The following is a 24,342-nucleotide window of genomic DNA, read 5'->3' as shown; positions in this document are numbered from 1 at the left end:
GTTGAAACAGGCTCTAGCCGGCCTTGCACAGGCTGAGTTATTCAGACACTGTCCAACCCAGAGGCTCAAGCTTTAGCAAAGCGTCCCGGATTGCCGTGGCGGGCTCTGAACTGAGAATCTCCACAACCGACAACCCCTGATATCCAGAGCTGGCGAGCGCACGGGCTGCAGCCGTGAAATCGACGCTGCCTGTTCCAATAGGGTCGTGCTTCCAGGCGCCTTTACCCGTATCGGACATGTGCAGTATATCGAGATAAGGAACCACCAAGGGAATGGCTTCGCTCAGGTCCTCACTGATGAAATGTGCATTGGCAAGATCGTAACAGATGGTCAGGGCCGGGCTGGAAAATTCTTCCACCCATTTGACCATGCTCTTTGCATCCGGCAATACCCCCATCGGGATGTTTTCCAGAAACACCTTTACCCCAGCCCGCTCCGCATAAGCGACCGTCTTCTCGAGTGAGCCCCGGAGCCAGCCCTCCAATTGAGCTTTTGGCGGCGCATTCAGCGCATTGTATCGCCCCGATACGGAGACAAAGCCTTGCGCGCCGAGTTCATAGGTCGCGTCCAAAAGCTTCTTGTTGAAGCCGACTGTCATATCGCGAATTTCTTCGCGGGGAGAAGCAAGGTTATGATCCAGACTCTGCGCCGTCAGCGAATGGATGGTCAAACCCTCTGTCTCCAGAAACCGACGGATACGCGCATAATCACGTGCCGTCATATTCTGGATGTCGAGATGCGCCGGGCTAACCATTACATCGAAATGCGTGAAGCCAAGCTTTGCCAGACGAGTCAGGGACTCCTCCAGAGGCACCGTCCAGGCATCACTGATCGTACTCACTCCAAGAGGAAACGAGGCCACTTTCTTCTCCCGTTTTTATCGCAGCTTATTTCAAAGGCGAATTTGCAGTCGGAAAGGCGATGGTTGAATGCATGTCCGTCGTGAGCCAATCCGGCCCGCCCTTCGGTGGCCATACGCTTTTAGCAACGGAATCCGCCCGAATCTGACCGCGCTCGTTCACCGACGTGAAAGGCCAGATATGGGTCATGCGTGGTTTGCCGTCGATGCCATACATGCAGATGGACAGCTTTGAAAGTTCAGTGCGTGCTGGCACCGCCGCTTCCCATGCCCGTATCGTCGGCTCGAGACCACCGGTTTTGAGAACATAGGTGCGAAATTCATAGGCCGGACCAAAGCTGCCAGTTTCAACCGGTGGCAGAAAGGGGAATGGCGCATATCCCTCAAGTTCCAGACCGGTCAGCCATTCAGCTGCGCCGAATGGGCTTGCTGCGCGAAGCGTACGCTCTCGCTCGACTTCATAATCAGCGGCGCTCTCGAACCCGCGCAGAACCAGAACCTTGTTCAGCGCTCCGATATCGGCATAAAAAATACCAAGAAGACGTCCCTTGCCCTCACCGGCGAATGTCTCCACTGCCGGTGCAACTTTGGCGGCTGCCCCCATAGTCGTGGAAAGCGTTGCGATCTCATAGCGTTGCATGTTTCTTCCTTTCATTCATAATCACGTCGGACGTCGTGTGGGGTACTTCGGCAAGCGTGCCTGCGGCGTGTTTAGCCACGCGCCATCCAAACACCACGGCCGGACCAATGGTCGTGCCCGGTCCCGGATAGGTTCCGCGAAAGATCGAGGCGAGATCATTGCCACAAGCATAAAGTCCGTGGATCGGTTCACCGTTCTCATTGAGAACCCGTCCGAACTCGTCACCCGAAAGGCCCGCACTCGAGGCCAGATCGGATGGGCGAACTGCCATCGCGTAATATGGACCCTTACCGACCGGTCCAAGACACGGGTTGGGGCTAAAACTGGCGTCGCCATTGAAGCGGTTCATCACCGATGTGCCGCGTCCAAAGACTTCATCCACACCTGTTGCGGCAGAACGGTTATAGGCTTCGACTGTCTTGACGAGCATCTCCGCGTCGCAGCCAATCTTCACTGCCAGTTCAGGCAAAGTCGCGCCCTCAATCACATATCCAGCCTTGAGCATCGCCTTCAGGTTCTTTGCTCCTGGCAAGATCATTCCCATACCGTAGCGATGCAGAAATTCTGTGCCGCAGATCAGATGAGCCGGATTCGTGCCATTGCCGATCTGCCCCATCGAAAAGTCATGATAGGAATTGGATTCATTGACAAAACGCTTGCCAGCAGCATCGACCGCCAGAAGACCCGGTTTCGCGCGGTCGAGAATGATATGAGGCCACACCGCCAATGTGCCATCTGCCCGACGATAGGATGAACATGGCATCCAAAGTGCGGGACTATCACCGCCATCCTCGAAACGTGCACCAATCGCCATTGCCACATCGGCTCCGTCGCCGGTATTGGTAACGGGCGCCAAAGAGTAATCGCGCGCACTTTCAGGGAACAGCCGGTCACGGATTTTCTTGTTCCAGCACACGCCGCCTGTAGCCAGCACGACACCTTTACGTGCCCGTATGCGGCGCAATCCCGATGGTCCCTCCAGCACAGCACCGACAACACGGTCATTCTCAACAAGGAGTTCGCGAATACTCGTTTCAAACAACACCGGCACCTTTGCCCTGCGCAGACTGTAGAAAAGTCGCGCCACCAGTGCATTTCCCATCAAAAGACGTGTTCCACGCCGATAGCGCAGACGGTCAAGCAGATAGCGCCCGACAATCTGGATCGTACTGCGAAAATTGGCAACGGAGCCGAAAGGTGCGAGCAAAGCGCCCAATTCATTGCGCCCAACCATCATCCCGCCAAGCCCCATGAATTCGCGGCGCGGCGGGCGAACACGGTCGAAATCGTCACGCTCCAATAAGCGACCGTCGAATGCAATCGGCCCTAAAGCTCGACCGCCATAGGCAGAACCCGGCCCGTCAAGATAGTCCGGATGTGCAAGCGCGGCCGCAAATTTTACATCTGTGCGACGGTCCAGATCTTCGATAGCCTCACGCCCCGAAGCGAGAAACGCATCGCGGAGACGAATGCCACCCCGATTGGCGACAACACTTTCGAGAAAAGCGCGGGCATCTTCGACAGTATCAGGAACCCCTGCCTCTTCTGAAAGATGTGTACCGGGTACCCATGTTGTACCGCCTGAAGTCGAGGTTGTACCACCAACCCGATCTGTCTTTTCACACAAAAGGACATTTAGTCCCTCCAGAGCACCGACGAGTGCTACTGTCATTCCTCCAGCGCCCGCCCCACAAACCAGCAGATCGACTTCGTCTGATGTGTGCTGATCGAGATCAGATTGCATTTTCTGTTTCCTTGCTGTTGGCCTGTTTGCTCTCAGTTGCTACCCGCTTGGCGATAGTCTCAGCCGCGAGGAAGCCAAAAGTCATTGCGGGACCGAGTGTTATGCCGCCACTTGGGTAGTGCCCACCCATAATGCTGTTCATGTCGTTGCCCGCAGCAAAGAGACCCGGAACCGGCTGACCCGACACATCGAGAACACGCGCGCACGCATCGGTCTCGATACCAGTAAAGGTGCCCAGGCTGCCCGGCACAATTCGCACCGCGTAGAAAGGTCCATTGCAGATGGGGGCGATACAGGGATTGGGTTTCTGATCAGGATCGCCCTGCACCCGCTGGTAAAGCGTTTCGCCGCGCTGAAATTCCGGGTCTTCCCCCATCCCCGCGTGGTGGTTGAAAGCTGTAATGGTCTTATTGAGGCCAGCTACGTCGATGCCGCAGCGTTCAGCCAATTCGGTGACGGTCGAACCTTTGATGAGATAGCCGTTCTTTACCCATTTTCGAAATGGAATAGGGGCTGGCTTGACCGCGCCAAGACCATATCGACGCAAAAAGCGATGATCGCAGATGAGCCATGAGACAACAGGTTGCCCGTTTTGTGTCGCCGCTATCATGTCACAAACATAGTCGTGATAGGGTCCACCCTCATTGGTGAAACGGCTTCCCGATGCCAGCACGGCAATTACACCTGGCTTTCCGCGCTCAACAAGGTGCGGAAAACGACCCACCGCGCCATCATTGCGTGGAACGAGCGACACCGGTGCGTAGGCTGCGCCATGCGCCATATGTTTGGGCACGTGACCACCCACCGTTTCAGCGAGGCGCATGCCATCGCCACTGTTCGTCACAGGCGCAGCAGATGCATGCTCTGTGCCAGCTTGCACATGCGGCAAATGTTCGAAAAGGCGAGCCGTATCATGCGGGAACCCGCCAGTTGCGAGCACAACACCGCGTTTGGCCGTCACAGTAACGAAGTCTTTGTCGGTCTTGAGGACCGCGCCCGTCACACGCCCCTGATCAGTCGTCAGTTCACTGGCTGCGGCTCCCGCCCAAAGTGCAACATCCTTATCGGATGCCGACCGCAATAGTCGTGCGACCAGCGCGTTGCCATTAACGAGTTGCATCGCGCGCCGATGCACAACAAGATCGCGCAAATGTTTCGACACGCGTCGCGCTACATAGCCAAATGCCTTGAGCGAGCGCATAGCGGTCAAGAACATGCGCATGTCGACACCCGATGCGATGCCCATGCCCAAAAACGTCGTCTCAGGAATCGGTGCACGTAGTTTTCCGATCAATGAACCAAGTTCGCGACCGTCATAAGGTGCAGCGACAACCGAGCGCCAACCCGTTGCCGCCTCCGGAGCCTTACCGTGAAAATCCGGGACGCCGCTGCCCGGATTGAAGCGGACCTGCGTGTTACGCTCAAAGAATGAAACCATACGCGGCGCTGCTTGCAGATAGCCGTCGATCATAGCCTCATCATAACTTTGACCCAGAATATGCTTCAGATAGGCTTTGGGGCCATCGGGATTCTCGCCCTTTCCAACCGACACTGCATGCGGCGCATTTGGTATCCAGAGCCAACCACCGGAAAACGCAGTGGTGCCACCGAACACATCGGCCTTTTCAGCAACGATGACCTTGAGCCCAAAATGGGCTGCCGCCACCGCTGCGGAAAGTCCCCCGGCACCAGAACCGATAACGAGGACATCACATGCCACTCGATTGGAAAGAGCCATCGCCTCGTCTTTATCGATGGAGTGATCGGGAGACATATGTACTTCCTATCTGCCAGAAACGCGTGACTATCGAGCGCGGGAATAGAGAGCCGCGATAGCCGCAATCAACAATGGCACGGCAAAAACGATCATCACTGTGGAAAGGCTTGCTCCCGAGCCGATCAGGACACCACCCATCGACGGGCCGACAACCGCACCAAAGCGCCCTGCTCCCATAGCCCAACCAACACCTGTGCCTCGGACGGCAGCCGGATAAAGGCTGGCGGCAAGGCCGTAGAAGGAATTGAAGCCGCCATAGATCGCCATCCCCATAAGGAAAGCCGTGAAGAGTACGATACCCAGCGACATATGTACTGTTCCGAAAACCACCAGAAGGGCAGCAGCCAGAACAAGGAACACCGCACCGACTATGCCTTGCGGAAAGCGGTTCGACAGCTTGCCCATCAGCAGCGTTCCAAGAAAAGCGCCGAAGTTCAGGATTGCGCCGACATAGATGGCATTTTCCAAAGTCAGCCCAGCCTGTGAGGCAAGCTTCGTCACCCAGGAGATAACGAAATAGAGCGATAGGAAGCCCATGAATATCCCCACCCAAAGCCAGATCGTCGGCACCAGACGATTTTCGGCGAAGATGGTCGCAAAACCGGCGGCTTTCTCTTCTGAGGACTTTTGCGGCAGTTGCTTAACCGGCTCCATGCCGAGCTTGGCAAGCACATGATTGGTACGTTGCAGAGCATTTTTCGGCTGCCTGCGGACCAGAAAATCCAGCGATTCCGGTAGAAAGAACCAAACGAATGGCAATACGATCAGTGAGGCAAGCCCCGCACCGATCAGCATCATATGCCAGCCATAGACAGGAAGCAGTGGCGCCATGGCAAGACCGGTAAAAACGGCTCCTAGCGGGTAACCCGCAGTCATGACCGCTACAGCAAAGGAACGCTCCTTTACTGGCGCAAATTCTGCGGCAAGTGCAGCCATCGAAGCCAGGATAGCTCCAATCCAAACACCGATGAAGAAACGCAGAACAACAAGTTCCATGACTGCGGTAACAAAGCCGCTCAGGATCATGGCGACAGTGATTGCCGAGAGAGCTGTAATTGTCAGCGGTCTACGACCCCATCTGTCTGCAAGAGGGGCAACAAAGAAGCAGCCAATCACCATACCCGCAAGGCTTGCAGAGAACACCACGCCAAGGCGCTCTGGTGACAGCGCCCAATCTGCTGAAAGCGCAGGTGCGATGTAGGAGAGAATGACAACATCCATGCCATCGATCGCGTTCAACAAGAAGCAGATGGCAAGGATGATGACTCTCAACGAAGACCAGTTTTGCGAAGCCCCAATGGCTTCTGAAGCGCCAATTTCCGGCTTCGCATGCTCGCTGCCAACTGTTCCTCGCGCACCACTGCGCGTTGCAAGTTTCAGTTTTACGCCGTCGGCTCCGACGGCATCTATGCTGTTCATCTGTTCCTCCTCCAAATCGCATGCGTTCCACACTGCAATGCAGTGCAGTCCACCGTCATGATGCGACGATTGTGCTCTCATGCGTCGAAGGCCTCACGATCCTCACTCCTCCGCGCAAGGATCGTTATACATAAATTTGAATATCATTCCAGAAAATAATTATGTTTCACTTTATTGAATTTACCAGACTTGATGTCGCGGCCAGTGCCTGAACCGCCCTCTCGCGAGGCGTCAGTCGAGCGTTCAATTCCTCGGATGCGATTTCCACGCTTACCGGCACATTTGCTGACAACGCTTCCAGAAATGCACGTAAGTTGATCCCGCCCTGCCCCGGAAACAGCCGACCGCCGCGCGCAACGCGGATCAGCTCGCTATTGGTGCCGATAAAATCTTTGGGCGCATCGCATATCTGAAAATAGTGAATACGCTCAGGCGGGATAAGAATAAGATCTTCGACTTTACCACCCGTCCGATCCCAGTGCAGAGCGTCGGCGAGCACACCGCCGTTGGCTTGACCCGCCTTTTCCACAATGGTCAAGGCCTCGCGTGCGTCCCGCACTCCGGTCCACGGCATAAATTCGAGATCGGCAGTCAAACCGTAGCGGCCAGCAAGCTCTGCAAAACCTGCAAAAGTCTGGGTAAGCCGTTCTGGATCAGGATCGTCACCGGCAACCAGAATATTTGCAGCGCCGAGCGCTGCCGCACATTCCAGAAACGGCAGAAAACCTTCCACATTGGTCTGTGCATTCAAACGCACGATCTCGACATCGCCAACACGTATGCCGGTGTCGGATAGCGCGGATCGGGCTTCTCTCAGAACTGCCGAATCGGTGAGAATGGGATAAGGTCCTTCGCCGCTGGCAGCGGCTGGAAGCAGGCGTAAACCGACACTGTCATACCCGGTTTCCGCCGCAATGCGGATTGCATCTGCTGGAGCAAGATCTGGAATGGTGAGAAATGCGAGTGCGAAATGCCTGCTCATCTCAATCACACCGCACAGAGAAATTCGACCATCAGGTCACGCACTTCGACAAACATATCCGCGCCGGTGATCGTGCCGCAGCCGATTTCGCGGGCGCAAGCCACAAGCGGCGAGATGGCCGGTTTGGTGATCACTTCCCCAACAAACATATCGGACGTTAGCTTTTCACCATCGAATGGGAGAGCATCGCCGTCCTTCATGCCCGCAGGCGTCGCATTCACAATAACATCAAACCCTGTCGGATCAGATGTGCCGACAGTGATTTTCACCAAGCCCAATAAAGAAAGCCTATGGATCAGATTATCTCGGCGTATCTCGTCCATCTCATGAATGGCCAACTCCGAGATACCCGATTGCACAAGCGCATAGGCAATGGCTCCGCCAGCACCACCAGCGCCTGCTAGCAAGACTCGTTTGCCTTCCAGTTTGCATCCAGCCTTGCGCAGGGCCGCAACATGGCCAATCCCGTCAAACATTGCCCCTTCCCAGCCTGTCGGTGTCCGCCGCAATGTATTGACGGAACCCAAGAATGCCGCCGTCTCAGAAAGACGATCTGCCATGACCGTAGCCGCGATCTTGTGAGGAACAGTGACAATAACACCATCCAGATTCTGAAGTGTGCGGGCGCCCTGCCAGAAACTGAGTAAATCTTCAGGCCGCACATGTCCTGGTATGCAGATAGCATTATGTCCCCGAGCCTGAAGCATTTCGGTGACGCCCTGTGGCGATTTAACTTGCGCGATGGGATCACCGACGACCATGTGGAGGCGCAGCGCGCCATTAAGCTCGAGAACCATGCCTTCTCCATTTATAGAATTACATTCAATTTCTGAATAACATACACGAAATAAGCGGTCGAGCAAAAAGCGCCGATTTCTCCGACGCCTGGAACCGGAGTGCGTCCAGCCAGTTTCTTTTGAGCATTCAAAAGGAGAGCGACATGAGCGACTTCGATCTTTATTACTGGCCTGTACCATTCCGTGGTCAGTTTATCCGAGGCATTTTGGCCTTTGGTGAATGTTCCTGGAACGAACACGATTTCGACGAGATCGAAGAAATCATGGGCCTTGCTGTCGAGGAGCAGCCCATAGCGTTCATGGGACCGCCGGTTCTGATCGATCCCCATCACAATTTTGCGGTATCGCAGATGCCGGCCATCGCAATATATCTTGGAGAGCGGCTAGAACTTCTGCCTACGACGACAGAAGGCCGGGCATTGACTGCCAAGATCGTAAACGATGCGAACGATGTGATTGATGAACTGACACTCAATGGCGGACGCGAAATGTGGACGCGTGAGAAATGGAAAGACTTCGTTCCCCGGTTGCAAAAGTGGCTTCGGATTTTTCAAGACACCGGCGAACGAAACGGACTTGAAGCTGATACAGGATTTATGCTGGGATCGGAAAAACCTGGCGTAGCCGATATCGTGACTGCTATCCTCTGGGCGACGATGGCTGATCGGTTCTCGGTCATCAGAACAATAATCGAAGAGACCTCCCCCACAATCATGGGTCATTCCAAACGGATGCAGGCAATCCCATCCCTCGCGGCATTGGACACCAAAAGCTTCAATGCCTATGGCCAAGCCTATTGTGGCGGAGAAATTGAGAAATCGCTCCGAAAGGTTGCTACTTAGCGCTTCCTTGTTCCGTACAACACTTTCAGCTGCTCGATTTTGCCTCTCTTACCTTTCTCAAAAACAGCATTGGATTGCCATTTTTCTCAAAAGCGGGAATGCGCATTCCGCCAATAGCGATCAAACTCTTGGAGCTGTGATCAAAGTGGAGATATCTCCAATTCCTTTGCTACCGCTTCATCAATCGGGGTCTCATATGTCATGAGAATGTAACCAAGCACTGAGTAAAAGCCAACCGTAGCGATCAAATCGAAAACAGCTGCTCGCCCAATTTGAGCGGCCAGCTTTTCTTCAAGATCGAGTGGCAACCGCCTCTTGTCGAAAAGGCAATCGACAGCTTCCGCAATCAGGCCATCTTCACCTTCTGGCGTCGACCGCATGGCTGCGATGCGCTCATCCGATATTCCCAGCACGCGCGCGCGGCTCACATGATGCGCCCATTCGTAAGCTGATCCCATCCGGTGTGCCGAACGCAGAATAACCAGTTCTGAACGCTCCAGCCCCAGTGCGGTGTCTTTCACAATATGCTGGCGCAACGGCGCCCAGGCCCGGACGAGATCCGGATGATATGCCATCGTTCGATATACATTCAAGGCGCCAGCAAAACCGGACCGAAGATCTTCAATGGCTGCGGGCCAGTCGGCATCTTTAAGCGGCGGGCATGGTGTCTCGGTCATTGTTTTCTCTTTGTGATTTAATTTTTTTCAACGGAAGGAGCGTATTTCGCATAAAGCTCCGGAACACGGTCGACCCAGATTCCTGTCGCTGCGCGATAACGGGCAATGTCGTCGAGGTCGAGTTCAACCCTCAGCACATCTTCTCGGTCATGATCAAGATGACCGACCACCCGCCCGTCTGGGGCAATAACACAAGACCGCCCCATAAAGCGCTGATCCCCATGCAGGCCTGCCCGGTTGCAACTTAGAAAATAGACGCCATTTTCCACCGCGCATGTAGAGCTTCTCATTGTGCCATTGATGCACCTTGATGTAGACCCCTTCATTGCCCACAGGCGTAATGACGAGTGATGCATTGCGCATGACACCGGCCAAACGTTGGTCTTTGACCCCAAGACCAACCACCGGCACAACGTTTTGAGCAGCGGCGGCGTCTTTCAGTTGCTGTATCTGCGGTCCATCAAGATCACCAGAGTGATCCAGCCCACGTAGAGTTTCATCGGTATAGAATGCAATCGCCTCGCCCGCCGGCCCCAACGCCCCGAGAAGCGTGTGGAACAATGGCACGAATTCAACGCCATTGTTCTCACAAACCCCGATTACGCCGCCGGGAACGGTATTCGTACCGCGAAACTGCTCAACCAGCGCCGCTCCGCAATGCCCCATCGTCAGCTCCGAATTGCCGCTTCGATTGCAGATGACACCCGGTCGACGATCAAATCAACTTCTTCAGGCTGGATAATATAGGGTGGTGCGAGAAGCACATGATCGCCGCGAACACCATCAATTGTGCCACCCATCGGATAGCACAGAAGCCCCCGCTGCATTGCTTCCCGCTTGATCCGCGCATGCAGCTTCTTGGCAGGATCGAATGGCGTTTTGGAATCCCTGTCGGCTACGATCTCGATCCCACGGAAAAGTCCGCGTCCGCGAATATCGCCTACATGTGCGTTCTGTCCGAGCGCCGCTTCAAGACCGGACTGCAACCGTTCACCCATGCGGACAACATTGTCGAGAATGTCGCTGCCAGTCAGGATTTCCACGACCTTGTCGGCAGCTGCCGCCGCAACCGGATGACCGATATAAGTATGGCCATGCTGGAACAGACCGGAGCCGTCTGCAAATGCACGATAGATGCGCTCCGAGAGAACGACCGCGCCGATGGGCTGATAACCACCACCCAGGCCCTTGGCGATTGTGACCAGATCAGGGACGATACCTTCCTGCTCGAACGCAAAAAGAGTTCCAGTACGCCCCATACCGCACATGACTTCGTCCAAAATCAGAAGGACGCCATACTTGTCGCAAACAGCCCGTATTTTCTTGAAGTAATCGGCGACCGGGCCAACCGCGCCAAGCGTTGCGCCTACAACCGGTTCAGCGACGAAAGCGATGACTTCATCAGCACCCAGCTCAATGATCTTGGCTTCGAGTTCAGCGGCCAGACGCGTTGCATAATCAGCACCATCTTCCTGCGCTTGTTGGTCGCGATAAGAATAGCAGGGCGATACGTGATGGGTTTCCGGGAGGATGGGCTGGAACTGTGCGCGGCGCCAGGCATTGCCGCCTGTCGCCAGCGCGCCAATGGTGTTGCCGTGATAGCTTTGACGACGCGCGATGATGTGGCGGCGTTGCGGCTGCCCGATTTCAACAAAATATTGCCGCGCCATTTTCAAAGCGGCTTCCACCGCCTCGGACCCCCCCGAGACCAGATAGACATGGTCGAGCCCGTCCGGGGTCATGGCGACGAGACGTTCGGCAAGCGATTCCGCCGCATCGGTCGTGAAGAACGACGTATGCGCATAGCTGATACGATCGATCTGCGCCTTCATCGCCGCAGTAACTTCTGCATTGCCGTGACCAAGACAGCTCACAGCCGCCCCGCCCGACCCATCGATGTAACTGCGCCCCTCACTGTCCGTGATATAGATACCGTGACCGCCCACGGCTCTTGGTAGATTGGCGCCAATCGAACGGTGAAGAATTCGTGTCATGTTTCTCTCGATTGCCCTGAAAAATTCAACGACCTGCGTCTGACACATTTGTTGCAGGCTTTTCGCATTATTGCAACATATGTTTTATAGTGTAAAATTTAGGCACAAACGTATTATTTTGGCATCCATGAAACGTTCTGATCAGAGTTCTGTCGACGGCCATCGCGGCATAACGTTCGAAATTATTTGACTTTTTACGCAAGACCGCCAAATTCCATCCAAATCCATCTGACGAAAGACGATACAAATGTTGCATACCGACCCATTGCGGGCGCGCATCATTGCTCGCTTTGACGAAATGTCACATCAGTTGCAGCAAGCCGCCCGATATATTCTGGCGCACCCGCAAGATGTCGCCCTTGTGTCCATGCGGGAACTTGCCCGCAATGCTGGCGTACAGCCTTCCACGATCACGCGTTTGACCAAGTTTCTCGGCTTGGACAGTTACGAAGAAATACGGTCCCATCACGCGCAGGCAATTCGAATCAGCGCCGATGGTTTTGCTGCTCGCGCCCTGCAATACAATGTCGATACGCCGGGCGGCGACACCAACGATCTGGCCCGCAATATGCTTCAAGGTCTGTCGGCCCAGATTGCGCGACTTTGTGAGCCCCAGTCACTCAACCAGTTAAGCGCTGTGGCCGATCACCTCTTGAAAGCCCGTCGTGTCTACGTGCTCGGGCTTCGATCCTGCCATTCCGTTGCCTGGCATTTTCACTATGTGATGTCATTGTTGGGCGACAAGACGATACATCTGGACGGTCCGGCAGGAACCGGCGGTGATGCGCTCATGCATGCAGGCTCCGATGACGCCCTTTTTGCCATTTCAATCAATCCCTATGCACTACAGACATTGGAACTTGCCGAGGCCGCAAGGCAAAAGGATATGTCGATCGTCGCCATCACAGACAGCGAGGTTTCTCCCCTCGTCGCGATCGCAAATCAAAGCGTGCTGGTTTCCACCGAAAGCCAAACGTTCTTTCATACTTTGACGCCCGCTCTTGCAGTTTCAGAGGTACTGTGCGGCCTTCTGGCCAACCGCAATCGTCCTCAGTCTGTTGAGGCACTGACCAATGCTGACCGCTATCTGCAATCCCTGAACATTTACGCAAGCACCATCCCGCACAGAAAACTCTAGACCCGTCCTTCACCGGTATTGATGTTCGCTCCAACAGCTTGATCTGACTAATAAATCGGCATTCTGTACAATTTTCTCGCTCACCATGCGCAAATTTTCATTGCGACAAACAATAAAAAGCATTCTATATTTGCAAGAAGCAGAGAAGGATCAACCTTCAACGCCTCCAACGATAAAGGGAACACATCCATGAAAACGCGTATTCGCCATCTTTTGCTCGGTGCTGTCATCGCTGCCATGTCCATTGGAGCTGCCAAGGCCGAAGACCTCGTCGTTGCCACCGATACCGCCTTCGTCCCCTTCGAGTTCAAGCAGGGCGATAAATATGTCGGCTTCGACATCGACCTATGGGATGCCATCGCCAAGGATCTTGGTGTCACCTACAAGCTCCAGCCCATGGACTTCAACGGCATCATTCCGGCACTTCAAACCAAACAGGTCGATGTGGGCCTCGCCGGTATCACCATCAAGGATGAGCGCAAGCAAGTCATCGATTTCTCCGATGGATATTATGACAGCGGATTTCTGCTAATGGTTCCTGCGGACAGCACAATCAAGGGTGCGCAGGATTTGAAAGGCAAGACCGTAGCCATCAAGACCGGCACATCTGCTGCCGACTATGCCAAGGCAAACTTCAAGGACACCGAACTGCGGCAGTTCCCGAACGTTGACAATGCCTATATGGAACTACAGACGGGCCGCGTTGATGCCGCCATGCACGATACACCGAACATCCTTTACTACATCAACACTGCTGGCGGCGGTAAGGTTAAGGCTGTGGGTGAACAGATGATGGCGCAGCAATATGGCATTGCTTTTCCCAAGGGTAGCGACCTAGTCGCCAAAGTGAATGTGTCGCTCGCCAAGCTGAAGCAAGATGGTAGCTACACCGCCATTTACAAAAAGTGGTTCGGTACCGAACCAAAACTCTGATCCGTCACTGAACGACCTTCGCGCGTCGGGTTTACCGACGCGCATCCTATGGGAGCACACCAATGCAGTTTGACTGGTCGGTGGTCGTGGATGCACTACCCGCCCTTCTGGGCGGCGCACGCCTGACCATCCTGATTGCACTCGCCGGTCTTGTCGGCGGCACTATTCTTGGAACGATTACCGGCTTCATGCGCGCCTATGGCAATTGGCTGCTGAACGCTATTGCTTTTATCTATATCGAGATTATTCGCGGCACCCCCATCGTCGTACAGGTGATGTTCATTTATTTCGCATTGCCAATGGTCGCGGATATTCGTGTGAATCCAATGACTGCGGCCGTGACTGCTATCGTCGTCAATGCTGGCGCCTATATTGCTGAAATCGTTCGCGGTACTTTGCTTTCGGTCAGCAAGGGCCTGAAAGAAGCTGGCCTCGCCCTCGGGCTGCCCATGTGGAAAGTGTTGGCCTATGTCATTGGTCCCATAGCTTTCCGCCGCATGATCCCACCCCTCGGCAATCAGTTCATCGTCAGCCTTAAAGATACCTCGTTATTCATCGTGATCGGCGTCGGAGAATTGACCCGCCAAGGTCAAGAGATCATGGCTTCCAACTTTAGAGCCGTCGAAATCTGGACCGCAGTTGCGATACTGTATCTCATCATGACAGGCGTTCTGACCCTCGCTCTCCGCTTCACCGAAAAAAGGATGCGCATCCTATGAGCATCGTCGAGTTCAAGAACGTTACGAAAACCTTCGGCCCGATCACCGTTCTCAAGGATGTCGATCTCAACATCAATGCCGGTGAGGTGGTTGTCCTGATCGGCCCATCAGGTTCGGGAAAATCCACGCTCTTGCGTTGTATCAACGCATTGGAAGAAATCGATGCCGGTGACCTGATCGTCGACAAGATCAGCGTCCGTGACGGACGCTCACGCGTGCGCCTGATCCGTCAGGAAGCTGGCATGGTGTTCCAGCAGTTCAATCTCTTTCCGCAAATGACCGCACTCGAGAACGTGGCCTTCGGTCCGCGTCGCGTGCGCGGCGTTTCGAAAGCCGACGCAATAGAGCAGGCACAGGCTTTACTGGTCAAAGTGGGATTAGGTGAACGTGGCGGCCATTATCCTTCGGAATTGTCCGGTGGACAGCAACAACGTGTTGCCATTGCCCGCGCCCTGGCTGTGAAGCCCAAACTCATGCTCTTCGACGAGCCTACATCGGCACTCGACCCGGAACTGCGGCAGGAGGTGCTTAAAGTGATGCATTCGCTTGCCGAAGAGGGCATGACGATGATCGTTGTTACACATGAGATTGCTTTCGCCCGGCAAGTGGGCACCAGGCTGATCTTCATGGAGGGCGGCAAGATCACGGTCGATGGAAGCCCGGCTGCATTGCTCGATAATCCCGAAAATCCCCGTCTGCGCGAGTTCCTTCAACATGTCCATTAATGTCTCCAACCGGCTGTCGTCAATCGCGGTCACAGGCACCCCCTTCGAAATTGGAAAAGCATTGGGACAGCATGGCGCAGCAGCTGCGCATCGGCATCTGATCCGTACCCATGCCTGGGCCGTCGTCACCGGGTTCAAGGACAGTGAGCGCGTACAAGAAGCGCTCTCGCTGACGGAAAAGCATTTTCCAAACTATCTTGACGAGTTGACCGGGTTGGCTGACGGCTTGGACCTCCCGTTCGTGGATGTTTTTGCATGGAACTGCCGTGGCGATGTGTGGGCTTTAAGCCCTGACGGTTGTACAACCGTGCAGACACCCGGGGCCAAACCGGGGGTCGCTCACAATGAGGACGGGGATCCCGGACTGCGGGCGGGTTGCGCAATTGCAACCGTTCAACCGAAGCTGGGCCGCACTTTCAGTGCGTTTGTTTATCCCGCTTCCCTTCCGGGCCACACATTTGCGCTCAACGATGCCGGGCTTGTGATGACGGTGAATAATATCCGGTCTCGCCAAAGCGGCAACGGGCTTCCGCGCATGGTACTGACCCGCGCCTTGCTCGATTGTACCTCACTGGATGAAGCCATTGATCTCTTGCGCGTCTCACCGCGCGCTGGCGCATTTCACCTCACCCTCGCCCGTTCAGGTGAACCGGAAATCTTCAGCGTCGAGTTCACGCATGACAATGTATCGGTCATTCCAGTGGCCACGCAGTCCTGCCATGCCAACCATCTGATCCATGAGACCACGATCAAAGAAAAGCAGATCGTGACGGAATCGTCGCAGTCGCGGCAGGAACGTGGGGATGAATTGCTCGCCCTTTGCGGGACGGTATCTGCCGACCCCTTGACCATTCTCCGCGATGTAAAACGGACGGCACTGCCGATCTATCGTATGCAGCCGGACGACCCAGACAATGAAAATACGCTGGCCACAGCAAACTTTGCGATTGGTGGCGATAGTGTTGAGTGCGCCGTTTATGATAATCTCGAATCTTCTCCGCGCTTTCGTTTTCGCAGCGATGCGCTCAGCCCTGTATGAGGTTCATGGATGACCGGTGGCAGTGTATCGACTGATTTCTCACGTCCGCAGACGCTTGAACAGCTGCGTACTTTGACGGTCGATATTCGGCGCGGTGCGGCGGGCCTATCATTAGGCGGTAAATCGCTGGATGTGCTCTCGCGCCTCGTCGACGTGCCAGAACAAACAGCCGTGCGCTCGATCTCTGAACTCGCCGATATTCTAGGCATCAATGCATCGACATTGACCCGGCTTGCACAGCGACTGGGCTATGGCGGCTTTGGTGACCTCCAGAGCATTTTCCGGGAGGCCATTGCGGATGATGAGCAGTATTTTTACAGCCGGCAGGCGGGCAAGCTTATGTCGGTCAAGTCGGAACCCGACGAAGAATTGCATGTCGTCGAGATAATTTCGGCAGAATCGAAAGCAAATATCGATGGGTTTCTTTCGCAATTGGACAATACCCAATTGCGAGAAGCGGCTGCACTGCTGGCCCACGCAGGACGTATTCGCGTTCATGGCGTGAGACAATTTCATGCTTTCGCGAGTTTTCTGACCTACGGACTGTCGATGATCCGCAGTGACGTAGCCTTATTGGATGCGCCACGGCTTGGTGAAGCCGAAAGCATCGCCCAGCTTTCGCATGGGGATGTCATTGTGGTGGCGAGTTGCGCACCCTATACGCGCAATGTCGCCGACGTGGCAAAGGTGGCAGCGAAGCACGGCATTGATGTGATTGCTATCACCGACACGCGTGCGTCTCCACTCGTGGTCCCCTCAAAACATGCTTTTTTCATTCCCCATAATAGCAGCTTCTTTAGCAACAGTATGGGCGCGTATATCGTCTTCTGCGAGGGACTACTCAATCTCGTCGCGCGTGCGCTTGGCGATCAAGCAATACATGCGCTCGCAAAACGCGAAGCACTCATAGGCGACTTGGGTATAGAGAACTGATCCTCTGCTGTGTGGCACCCGCCACACTTGCCGGTCGATAAACAGGGTGAGGACATTCTTGCGTTTCGGCCCCAGCAAAGCCAGTTCATTGCGACTATTCAAAGCGCGCTGCATCATTCAATATGCGTTCGAATAGAGGATGGTATGGCCGAAGTCATGCCTTGCTGATCGTCACGACCGTGATTGTTACCGCGCTATCGTGGCGTTTCATTTCGTATCGAACATGATTTCCTATCCCGCAGCGCGACAGGCGCCGCATTTGCATGCTTTCTCGGCGAAATGTCGGGATCGGATGGAAGCAACGATTGCGCTCATAGTCATTACAAGTGACCCACAATCTCAAAAGACCCTTTGAGCAGAACCGGTTTTCTCTTTTCATTCCTCTCCCTGTGAACAGATTTTGAGAAATTATCGGCATCAAAGACTCATTATTGCATTCCAGAAATTATCCGCTATCATATTTCAATCAAAGTAATCGCATAACAATTAAATGGGAAAATGACGGTGCCAGTGATTGCGGAACTGATTGACCTAATTGGCGCTGACGCGGTGATCGTCGATGCTGCGGAGATGGCGCATGCCACCGAAGACTGGCGCGGACGATATAGCGGCGAAGCGCTTTGCGTTGCGCGCCCGGCAAACACGGAACAGGTTGCGGCTATCGTCGCCTGTTGCAATCGCCACGGCGTGGCCGTTCTGCCGCAAGGCGGCAATACTGGTCTGGTTGGTGGCTCCGTTCCCGCAAAGGATGGCCCGGCGCCCGTTATCGTCAGTCTCGAACGGATGCGCCGCATCCGTAATGTCGACCCCGTGAACAACACGATGGAAGTCGACGCAGGCTGCGTCCTGGCCAATATCCATACGGCCGCAAACGATGCCGGGCGTTATTATCCGGTCAGCCTCGGTGCTGAAGGTTCCTGCCAGATTGGCGGCACCATCGCGACCAATGCAGGCGGCACATCGGTGCTGCGTTATGGCAATACCCGCGAAAACATCCTCGGCCTCGAAGCGGTACTACCCGACGGCTCTGTCTGGTCCGATCTCAAGGCATTGCGCAAAAACAATTCCGGCTATGATCTGAAGCATCTTTTCATCGGGTCCGAGGGCACGCTTGGCATTATCACCGCAGCCGTTCTGAAGCTGCATCCGCAGCCGATCCGGCACGTGGTGGCCTGGGCTGGACTTTCGAGTGCGCATACCGCCGTCAAGCTTCTGACGACTGTGCAAGAACGCTACGGCGCGAAGCTTTCCGGTTATGAACTGATGAATCGTCTTCAACTCGATCTGGTGGTGGAAAACGTCCCGCAACGCCGCTCGCCGGTCGATACCGAGCATGACTGGCATCTGCTGATCGAACTTTCCGATAGCGGTGGCGAGGATGATCTCGACGCAGCGCTTGAAACCCTGCTTGGAGAGGCTTTCGAAGACGGTTTGATTGAAAATGCCGTCATCGCCAGCAGCGAAGCCCAGCGCGCCGCCATGTGGGAAGTACGACACAGCGTTTCCGAAGCCAATAAGAAGGCAGGCGTCGGGCTGACGACCGATTGTGCCGTGCCGGTCGCAGCGACCGCAGAGTTCATTGATCGCGCAAGCACTGCGGTTCGCGCTCTCGCGCCCAATGCCTCGCTTGTCATCGTCGGCCATCTGGGCGACGGCAATGTGCACTTCATTCCATTCTTCACCTTCGACGATTGGAAAGCGTTGGAAAATCGCGATGCGATTGCCGCCGATATCCGCCACGCCGTCAATGACGCCGCCTTTGCTCTGGGTGGCACATTCAGCGCCGAACATGGTGTCGGACAGGTCTCGCTTCAGGAAATGGAGCGTTACAAGACAACCACCGATCTGGCCCTGATGCGGGCCGTGAAGTCGGCGATCGATCCGAAAGGATTGTTCAATCCCGGCCGTCTCATACCGCCAGCAAGAGCGGGTACTGACACGACCGGCCAATAAAATCCTCCAGAGCCGACAGTCTGTCGGGTTCAGCACTGCTTTGAAAGGGAACAATATGACAATCAAGAATTCCATCTGGTCGCGCCGCCAGTTTCTGAAAACCACCGCAGTAGGTGCGGTCGCTCTCGCAACGCCAGCGATCTGGACGCCATCACGCGCCCAGAGCAAGCGCATCGTCGTGCGTGATGACGGCGGCATTTATACCAAGGCTTACGGCGCCGTTTTCTACCGTCCGTTCCAGGAAGCAACCGGTATCGAAGTTGTAGGCGTTCAGGCCAATGCGGAACCGACCGCGCAGATTCGTTCGATGGTTGATGCCGGGTCCTACACCTGGGACATGGCCAAGATCAGCGAACCGGCTATCCTCATGCTGACTGCCGGAGACAAGAAATATCTCGAAAAGCACGGCCTCGAAAGTGAAGCCGTCATCGCCAGCTTGCCGAAGCAGTACCTGTCGGACTACGGCGTGGGCAACAATGTTTACACCACCGTTCTCGCCTATCGCACAGATGCTTTTGAGGGTCGTGAAGCACCAAAGTCCTGGTCGGACTTCTTCAATCTGGAGAAGATCGAAGGCCGCCGTGCGCTGCGCAAGCACCCGTTTGACACCATCGAACAGGCGCTGATGGCCGACGGCGTGGCCAATGCCGATGTCTATCCATGTGATCTCGACCGCGCCTTCAAGTCGCTCGACCGCATCAAGAAGGACGTTTCAGTATTCTGGACCAGCGGAGCGCAGGTTGAGCAGATGCTGATTTCCGGCGAAGTGGACATGATCCCAACCTGGGTGTCGCGTGCACAGTCGGCCCAGTCGGGCGGTGCGCCGGTTGAAATTGTCTGGGACCAGAACATCTGGGGCCTTGATAATTGGGCGATCCTCGCCGGAACGCCGAATGCCGACGCTTGCCGGGAATTCATCAAGTTCGCTTCTGATCCGAAGCGTCAGGCCCAGCTCGTCGAATATTTCGCCGCCGGCGTTACCCAGCCTGAAGCTTTCGACATCATTGATCCAAAAGTCGCGCAGAACTGCCCGACCTTCCCGGATCACATCAAGAATGGCGTCAAGATCAATGCCCAGTACTGGTACGACAATCAGGACAAGGCCATCGAACGTTATAATAGCTGGCTCTTGAGCTAACCGGAGCAACAGGTCCGGCGCCAGCCGGGCCTGCCACTTCGAGCAGATACCATGTTCGGTAAAACAAAAACTTAGAGCGCCGATCCGGTACAAACGGATCGAAACGCGCTCTAGCCCAGCGGAATTGCCATGTCTTCATCCAGCCTTACCATTCAGAAACTCGCCAAGCGCTATGGCGATTTTATCGCACTTGCCGAAACGGACCTTCTCGTCCCCGAAGGCGAGTTCCTGACCCTGCTCGGCCCATCGGGATCGGGTAAGACAACCCTTCTCAGCCTGATTGCAGGCCTCGCCCGCCCGGACAATGGCGCGGTGCTGATCGGCAATGAGGATGTGACCTATAGCGCACCGCATCTGCGTGATATTGGCGTGGTGTTCCAGAACTACGCTCTGTTCCCGCATATGACCATTCTGGAGAACATCGCGTTTCCGCTGAAGATGCGCAAAGTGGCCGCCGAAGAGGCCCGCAAACGCGCAACCGAAGCGCTGGAGATGATCCGTCTTCCGCATATTGCACAGCGTTACCCGAAAGAACTTTCTGGCGGCCAGCAGCAGCGCGTGGCACTTGCGCGCTGCATGGTTTACCGCCCTTCGATTATCCTGATGGACGAGCCGCTTGGCGCGCTCGACAAGAAGCTGCGCGAACACATGCAGCTTGAAATCAAGCGCATTCACCGTGAGCTCGGTGCAACAATCATCTATGTGACACATGATCAGGAAGAAGCGATGACGATGTCAGATCGCATCTGCTTGATGAATTCCGGCAATATCGAACAGCTCGGCACGCCTGCCGACCTTTATTTCCGGCCAAAGACGCTATTTGTCGCCGACTTCCTCGGTGAATCGAACCTGCTGCCCGCGACGGTTGAAAAGATCGATGGTGACGAAGCGATTGTCCGCATCGGCGCCAAGGGGGTTGAGGCCCGGGCGCTCAGCAACGGTCCAGTTCAGCCGGCCGCATCCATCCATGTCATGATCCGCCCACAAAACCTTGCCGTGACGCTGGCAAGCGAAGGCGAAGCTTCGGCACTTCGCGCTACCGTAACCGATGTTATGGTGACGGGCAGCCTGACCAAGATCTACATGCGCGCTGAAGACGATACCCTCCCCGAACTGGTCGCCGCTTTCCCGACGCGCATCTCCGGTCGCGCCTTCCAGATCGGCGACGCATTGGCACTATCCTGGCACGGCACCGACGCGGTCACCATTGCCGGTAACGGGAAGGCCTGACCATGACCGCTCTCCCAACCCGTTCCAGCAAACAGCCGATGCCGCTCTGGATCAAGCGACTGCTCATGATCGCACCGCTGATCGTGCTTTTGCTCGCATTCCTCGTCTATCCGGTCGGCAAATTGCTGTCGTTGAGCTTTGTGGGCCGCGACGGCTTTTCGCTCGCCGCCTATCAGCAGCTTTTTGCTTCCAGCCTTTATCTCAATGTCCTGTGGATCACGCTCAAGATCTCGTTGGCGACCACCGCACTTTCCGTCTTGCTTGGTTATCCGGTGGCCTATCTGATCTCGACAGCGGGCCCCAAGGCTAAAAGTTGGCTGATTTTCCTCGTGCTACTGTCCTTCTGGACAAGCTTTCTGGTACGCGCTTTCGCATGGGTGGTTATTCTTGGCCGCAATGGCGCTATCAACCAGTTCCTGCTGGCGATTGGTGTCATCGACCGTCCGGCCAACCTCATCTACAGTCTCGGCGCGGTTCTCGTCGGCATGGTCCATGCCATGCTGCCGCTCGCCGTCATGACCATGCTGTCGGTGATGGAAAACATCGACCGCAATCTGCCCCGCGCCGCCTCGACGCTTGGAGCCCGTCCAGGTTCGGCCTTCTGGACGGTCTATTTCCCGCTGTCCATGCCGGGTGTAGCAGCGGCAGCCATCATGGTTTTCGTCACCTCAATCGGCTTCTTCATCGTACCATCGCTTCTGGGGGGTCGCTTTGAAACCATGATCACCCAGCTCATCATCGATCAGGTGCAGCAGACGCTGAACTGGGGGTTGGCTGGCGCGATATCTGTGCTGCTTCTGGTGGTCGTGCTTGCGGTCTTCATCATCTATGACCGGATTTTCGGCTTCCAGAGCCTGACTGGCGAAACAGCAACTGCCAATGTGAACCGCGACACCGCTGCCCGTCGTGCGGGTGCCAGATTTCTCGCCATTATCGGTGATATCAGTGACCGGCTGATTGCGCTTTTCCCCGGCAGCCGCAAAAGCTCCGACGCGGAGAAATCACCGAAACTGCTGAGTGGTTTTGTCTGGACATTGCTGATCCTCATTAGTTTGCCAGCCATCATGATGATCCCCATTTCGTTCAGCGCTTCCGGGCTCAACTGGCCGCCTTCCGGCTTTACCATGCAGTGGTATGAGCAGATGTGGAACACACCAGTCTGGTCACAGGCGCTGTGGCGGTCGCTGGTTGTGGCTTTCGGTGCCGGTATTTTATCGATGCTGATCGGTATTCCCGCGGCCTTCCTGCTGGCCCGCGCCAATATTCGCGGCAAGGCGGCAATCCTCGCCTTCGTGCTCTCGCCCATCGTCGCTCCGCGCATCATCATCGCGGTCGGCTTGTTCTATGTCTTCGCAGAACTCGGACTGGTCGGAACCTCCATCGGCCTCATTATCGGTCATACCGTGGTGTGTGTTCCCTATGTGGTCATGACCATGGTTGCGGTGCTCCGCAATTATGACACACGCCTCGACCTCGCAGCACAAAGTCTGGGCGCGAGCCCGGTCAAGAGTCTTGCCTATGTCACCTTCCCTATGCTGGCCGCAGGCATGTTCTCGGCATTCCTCTTTGCCTTCGCGACTTCCTTCGACGAACTCACAATCGCACTGTTCTCGTCGGGCGGTTTGAATTCAACCCTGCCAAAGCAGTTCTGGGATGAAGTGACCCTTCAGGTATCACCGGTCATCGCTGCGGTATCGACGTGCCTCCTTGTCTTTATCTCGGTGCTGATTTTCGTCGCCGACCGTTTGCGTCAGCGCAGCATGTCGCGCTGAACCAATTATTGAATCCGCATGAAAGGACTATCCATGATCAATTCTTCCAGCCTTCGCGGCATTTTGCCTGCCCTCGTCACGCCGGTTCAAAGCGACGACACGATCGACCTGAAGGCCACCGAAGCGCTTTTTGCCTGGCTCGACCAGCAAGGCGTCGACGGTGTCGTGCCGCTCGGCGGTACGGGTGAGTACGGCGCACTTTCGCGTGGCGAACGCAACCGTTTTGTCGAGCTTTCGGCCAAGGCCATGGAAGGCAAGGGCCCGGTCGTCGCGGGCGTGCTCGACCCCGGCTATCATGACGCCATTGCTTCCGCCAAGGACTTCGCGGCAGCTGGTGCTGATGCTCTGCTGGTTATCACGCCTTACTATACCAACCCGACACAGGCTGGCATTCGCGACTATTTCCTGCGCTATGCGGACGAGTCGCCCTTGCCGATCCTGCTCTATGAAATTCCATATCGCACGCGTATCGCCATCGATCCGGAAGTGACACACGAGTTGTCGCGCCATGAACGCATCATAGGCATGAAGGCCTGCAACACCGACATGTATCACTATCTGCGCGTAGTAGCAGGCGTTGATGCTTCGTCCTTCGCAGTGCTCAGCGGCGAAGACCACCTGTTCCCGCTGCATGTTGCAGCCGGTGCGACGGGCGGTATCGTCGTGACGGCAAATCTGCTGCCGCGCGTCTGGCGCAAGATGTTCGACCTGGCAAGTGAAGGCAAGACCGCCGAAGCGCTGGCATTGCACCGCGATCTGATCCCGTTGATGAACCACGCCTTCGCGGAAACCAATCCGGGCCCGATGAAGTCCGTTATGGATCTGATCAATGTCAACGCGCCGACCATGCTTGCGCCGCTGCGCCAGCCGAAGCCCGAATTGAGCGAAGCGCTCAAGAAGGAATATGCACGTCTTCTGGACAAATACGAAAGATCGCCTGTCGATCTTGCTTCTTGAGCAGTTAGTTAGGCAAATACGAATATGAGGTCAGGTTTCACAACCCGACCTCTTGAGCGCAGGGCTGAACGGTC

The 24,342-nt window shown here is 55.5% G+C and carries 23 protein-coding genes; 12 read left to right on the top strand and 11 right to left on the bottom strand.

The features are described 5' to 3' along the window. Positions 1–37: 37 nt before the first annotated feature. The 7 genes from FGI60_RS07220 to FGI60_RS07190 all read right to left on the bottom strand — a co-directional run bounded on the left by FGI60_RS07220 (position 38) and on the right by FGI60_RS07190 (position 8,218). On the bottom strand, positions 38–862 hold the full coding sequence (locus FGI60_RS07220; RefSeq protein WP_138784570.1) for a sugar phosphate isomerase/epimerase family protein: 825 nt from the start codon (positions 860–862) through the stop codon (positions 38–40). Positions 863–887: 25 nt separating this feature from the next. After that, positions 888–1,499 (bottom strand): NIPSNAP family protein, encoded by a 612-nt coding sequence (locus FGI60_RS07215; RefSeq protein ID WP_138784569.1) that lies wholly within the window; start codon positions 1,497–1,499, stop codon positions 888–890. Next, positions 1,486–3,243 (bottom strand): FAD-binding protein, encoded by a 1,758-nt coding sequence (locus FGI60_RS07210; RefSeq protein ID WP_138784568.1) that lies wholly within the window; start codon positions 3,241–3,243, stop codon positions 1,486–1,488. The genes FGI60_RS07215 and FGI60_RS07210 overlap by 14 nt, the downstream gene beginning before the upstream one ends. Beyond that, complete coding sequence (locus tag FGI60_RS07205; protein WP_138784567.1) at positions 3,233–5,017, bottom strand: FAD-dependent oxidoreductase; 1,785 nt, start codon at positions 5,015–5,017, stop codon at positions 3,233–3,235. The genes FGI60_RS07210 and FGI60_RS07205 overlap by 11 nt, the downstream gene beginning before the upstream one ends. Before the next feature lie 30 nt (positions 5,018–5,047). Continuing rightward, the gene (locus FGI60_RS07200) at positions 5,048–6,439 is read right to left on the bottom strand and encodes an MFS transporter (protein WP_171058721.1); all 1,392 of its coding nucleotides are present in this window, start codon (positions 6,437–6,439) and stop codon (positions 5,048–5,050) included. A gap of 166 nt (positions 6,440–6,605) precedes the next feature. Continuing rightward, the gene (locus FGI60_RS07195) at positions 6,606–7,421 is read right to left on the bottom strand and encodes a sugar phosphate isomerase/epimerase family protein (RefSeq protein ID WP_138784565.1); all 816 of its coding nucleotides are present in this window, start codon (positions 7,419–7,421) and stop codon (positions 6,606–6,608) included. Positions 7,422–7,426: 5 nt separating this feature from the next. After that, positions 7,427–8,218, bottom strand: a complete 792-nt coding sequence (locus FGI60_RS07190) for a shikimate dehydrogenase family protein (RefSeq protein ID WP_138784564.1) — start codon at positions 8,216–8,218, stop codon at positions 7,427–7,429. A gap of 143 nt (positions 8,219–8,361) precedes the next feature. On the opposite strand from FGI60_RS07190, the gene FGI60_RS07185 reads away from it, so the two are divergent. Beyond that, positions 8,362–9,060, top strand: a complete 699-nt coding sequence (locus FGI60_RS07185; RefSeq protein ID WP_138784563.1) for a glutathione S-transferase — start codon at positions 8,362–8,364, stop codon at positions 9,058–9,060. A 140-nt stretch (positions 9,061–9,200) separates the two neighbouring features. Here FGI60_RS07185 and FGI60_RS07180 read toward each other — a convergent pair whose 3' ends face one another. The 4 genes from FGI60_RS07180 to FGI60_RS07170 are packed head-to-tail and all read right to left on the bottom strand — an operon-like array spanning position 9,201 to position 11,731. Further along, positions 9,201–9,737, bottom strand: a complete 537-nt coding sequence (locus FGI60_RS07180; protein ID WP_138784562.1) for a carboxymuconolactone decarboxylase family protein — start codon at positions 9,735–9,737, stop codon at positions 9,201–9,203. Positions 9,738–9,754: 17 nt separating this feature from the next. Then, on the bottom strand, positions 9,755–10,006 hold the full coding sequence (locus tag FGI60_RS26790; RefSeq protein WP_210238422.1) for a nitrilase-related carbon-nitrogen hydrolase: 252 nt from the start codon (positions 10,004–10,006) through the stop codon (positions 9,755–9,757). Beyond that, positions 9,891–10,403, bottom strand: coding sequence for a carbon-nitrogen hydrolase family protein (locus FGI60_RS07175; RefSeq protein ID WP_210238431.1), 513 nt, complete (start codon positions 10,401–10,403; stop codon positions 9,891–9,893). The genes FGI60_RS26790 and FGI60_RS07175 overlap by 116 nt, the downstream gene beginning before the upstream one ends. 2 nt (positions 10,404–10,405) lie before the next feature. Continuing rightward, positions 10,406–11,731 (bottom strand): aspartate aminotransferase family protein, encoded by a 1,326-nt coding sequence (locus FGI60_RS07170; RefSeq protein WP_138784561.1) that lies wholly within the window; start codon positions 11,729–11,731, stop codon positions 10,406–10,408. Positions 11,732–11,978: 247 nt separating this feature from the next. On the opposite strand from FGI60_RS07170, the gene FGI60_RS07165 reads away from it, so the two are divergent. From FGI60_RS07165 to dapA, 11 genes are all read left to right on the top strand, one after another. Next, positions 11,979–12,869 (top strand): MurR/RpiR family transcriptional regulator, encoded by an 891-nt coding sequence (locus FGI60_RS07165; protein WP_138784560.1) that lies wholly within the window; start codon positions 11,979–11,981, stop codon positions 12,867–12,869. Positions 12,870–13,058: 189 nt separating this feature from the next. Continuing rightward, positions 13,059–13,802: a glutamine ABC transporter substrate-binding protein GlnH gene (gene glnH, locus FGI60_RS07160; protein WP_138784559.1), complete on the top strand. Its 744-nt coding sequence runs from the start codon at positions 13,059–13,061 to the stop codon at positions 13,800–13,802. Positions 13,803–13,864: 62 nt separating this feature from the next. Then, positions 13,865–14,521, top strand: a complete 657-nt coding sequence (gene glnP / locus FGI60_RS07155; protein ID WP_138784558.1) for a glutamine ABC transporter permease GlnP — start codon at positions 13,865–13,867, stop codon at positions 14,519–14,521. Then, a complete protein-coding gene (gene glnQ / locus FGI60_RS07150) occupies positions 14,518–15,246 on the top strand; it encodes a glutamine ABC transporter ATP-binding protein GlnQ (protein ID WP_138784557.1) in 729 nt (242 codons plus the stop codon). Before glnP ends, glnQ begins: the two co-directional genes overlap by 4 nt. Beyond that, complete coding sequence (locus FGI60_RS07145) at positions 15,236–16,285, top strand: C45 family autoproteolytic acyltransferase/hydolase (protein ID WP_138784556.1); 1,050 nt, start codon at positions 15,236–15,238, stop codon at positions 16,283–16,285. Before glnQ ends, FGI60_RS07145 begins: the two co-directional genes overlap by 11 nt. 9 nt (positions 16,286–16,294) lie before the next feature. Next, positions 16,295–17,218: a MurR/RpiR family transcriptional regulator gene (locus FGI60_RS07140; protein ID WP_138784555.1), complete on the top strand. Its 924-nt coding sequence runs from the start codon at positions 16,295–16,297 to the stop codon at positions 17,216–17,218. A 504-nt stretch (positions 17,219–17,722) separates the two neighbouring features. Beyond that, positions 17,723–19,171 (top strand): FAD-binding oxidoreductase, encoded by a 1,449-nt coding sequence (locus FGI60_RS07135; RefSeq protein WP_138784661.1) that lies wholly within the window; start codon positions 17,723–17,725, stop codon positions 19,169–19,171. Between the two features lie 55 nt (positions 19,172–19,226). Then, positions 19,227–20,309: an extracellular solute-binding protein gene (locus FGI60_RS07130; RefSeq protein WP_138784554.1), complete on the top strand. Its 1,083-nt coding sequence runs from the start codon at positions 19,227–19,229 to the stop codon at positions 20,307–20,309. Between the two features lie 129 nt (positions 20,310–20,438). Beyond that, a complete protein-coding gene (locus tag FGI60_RS07125) occupies positions 20,439–21,539 on the top strand; it encodes an ABC transporter ATP-binding protein (RefSeq protein WP_138784553.1) in 1,101 nt (366 codons plus the stop codon). Positions 21,540–21,541: 2 nt separating this feature from the next. Then, a complete protein-coding gene (locus tag FGI60_RS07120; RefSeq protein WP_171058719.1) occupies positions 21,542–23,311 on the top strand; it encodes an ABC transporter permease subunit in 1,770 nt (589 codons plus the stop codon). A gap of 33 nt (positions 23,312–23,344) precedes the next feature. Further along, positions 23,345–24,268, top strand: a complete 924-nt coding sequence (gene dapA, locus FGI60_RS07115) for a 4-hydroxy-tetrahydrodipicolinate synthase (RefSeq protein ID WP_078337375.1) — start codon at positions 23,345–23,347, stop codon at positions 24,266–24,268. The last annotated feature ends 74 nt before the right edge of the window (positions 24,269–24,342 follow it).

This window comes from Brucella haematophila, from assembly GCF_005938105.1.
In the GTDB taxonomy this organism is placed as follows: Bacteria; Pseudomonadota; Alphaproteobacteria; order Rhizobiales; family Rhizobiaceae; genus Brucella; species Brucella haematophila.
Note: the sequence above shows the minus strand (reverse complement) of the source record. Positions and strands in the feature narration are given on the sequence as shown.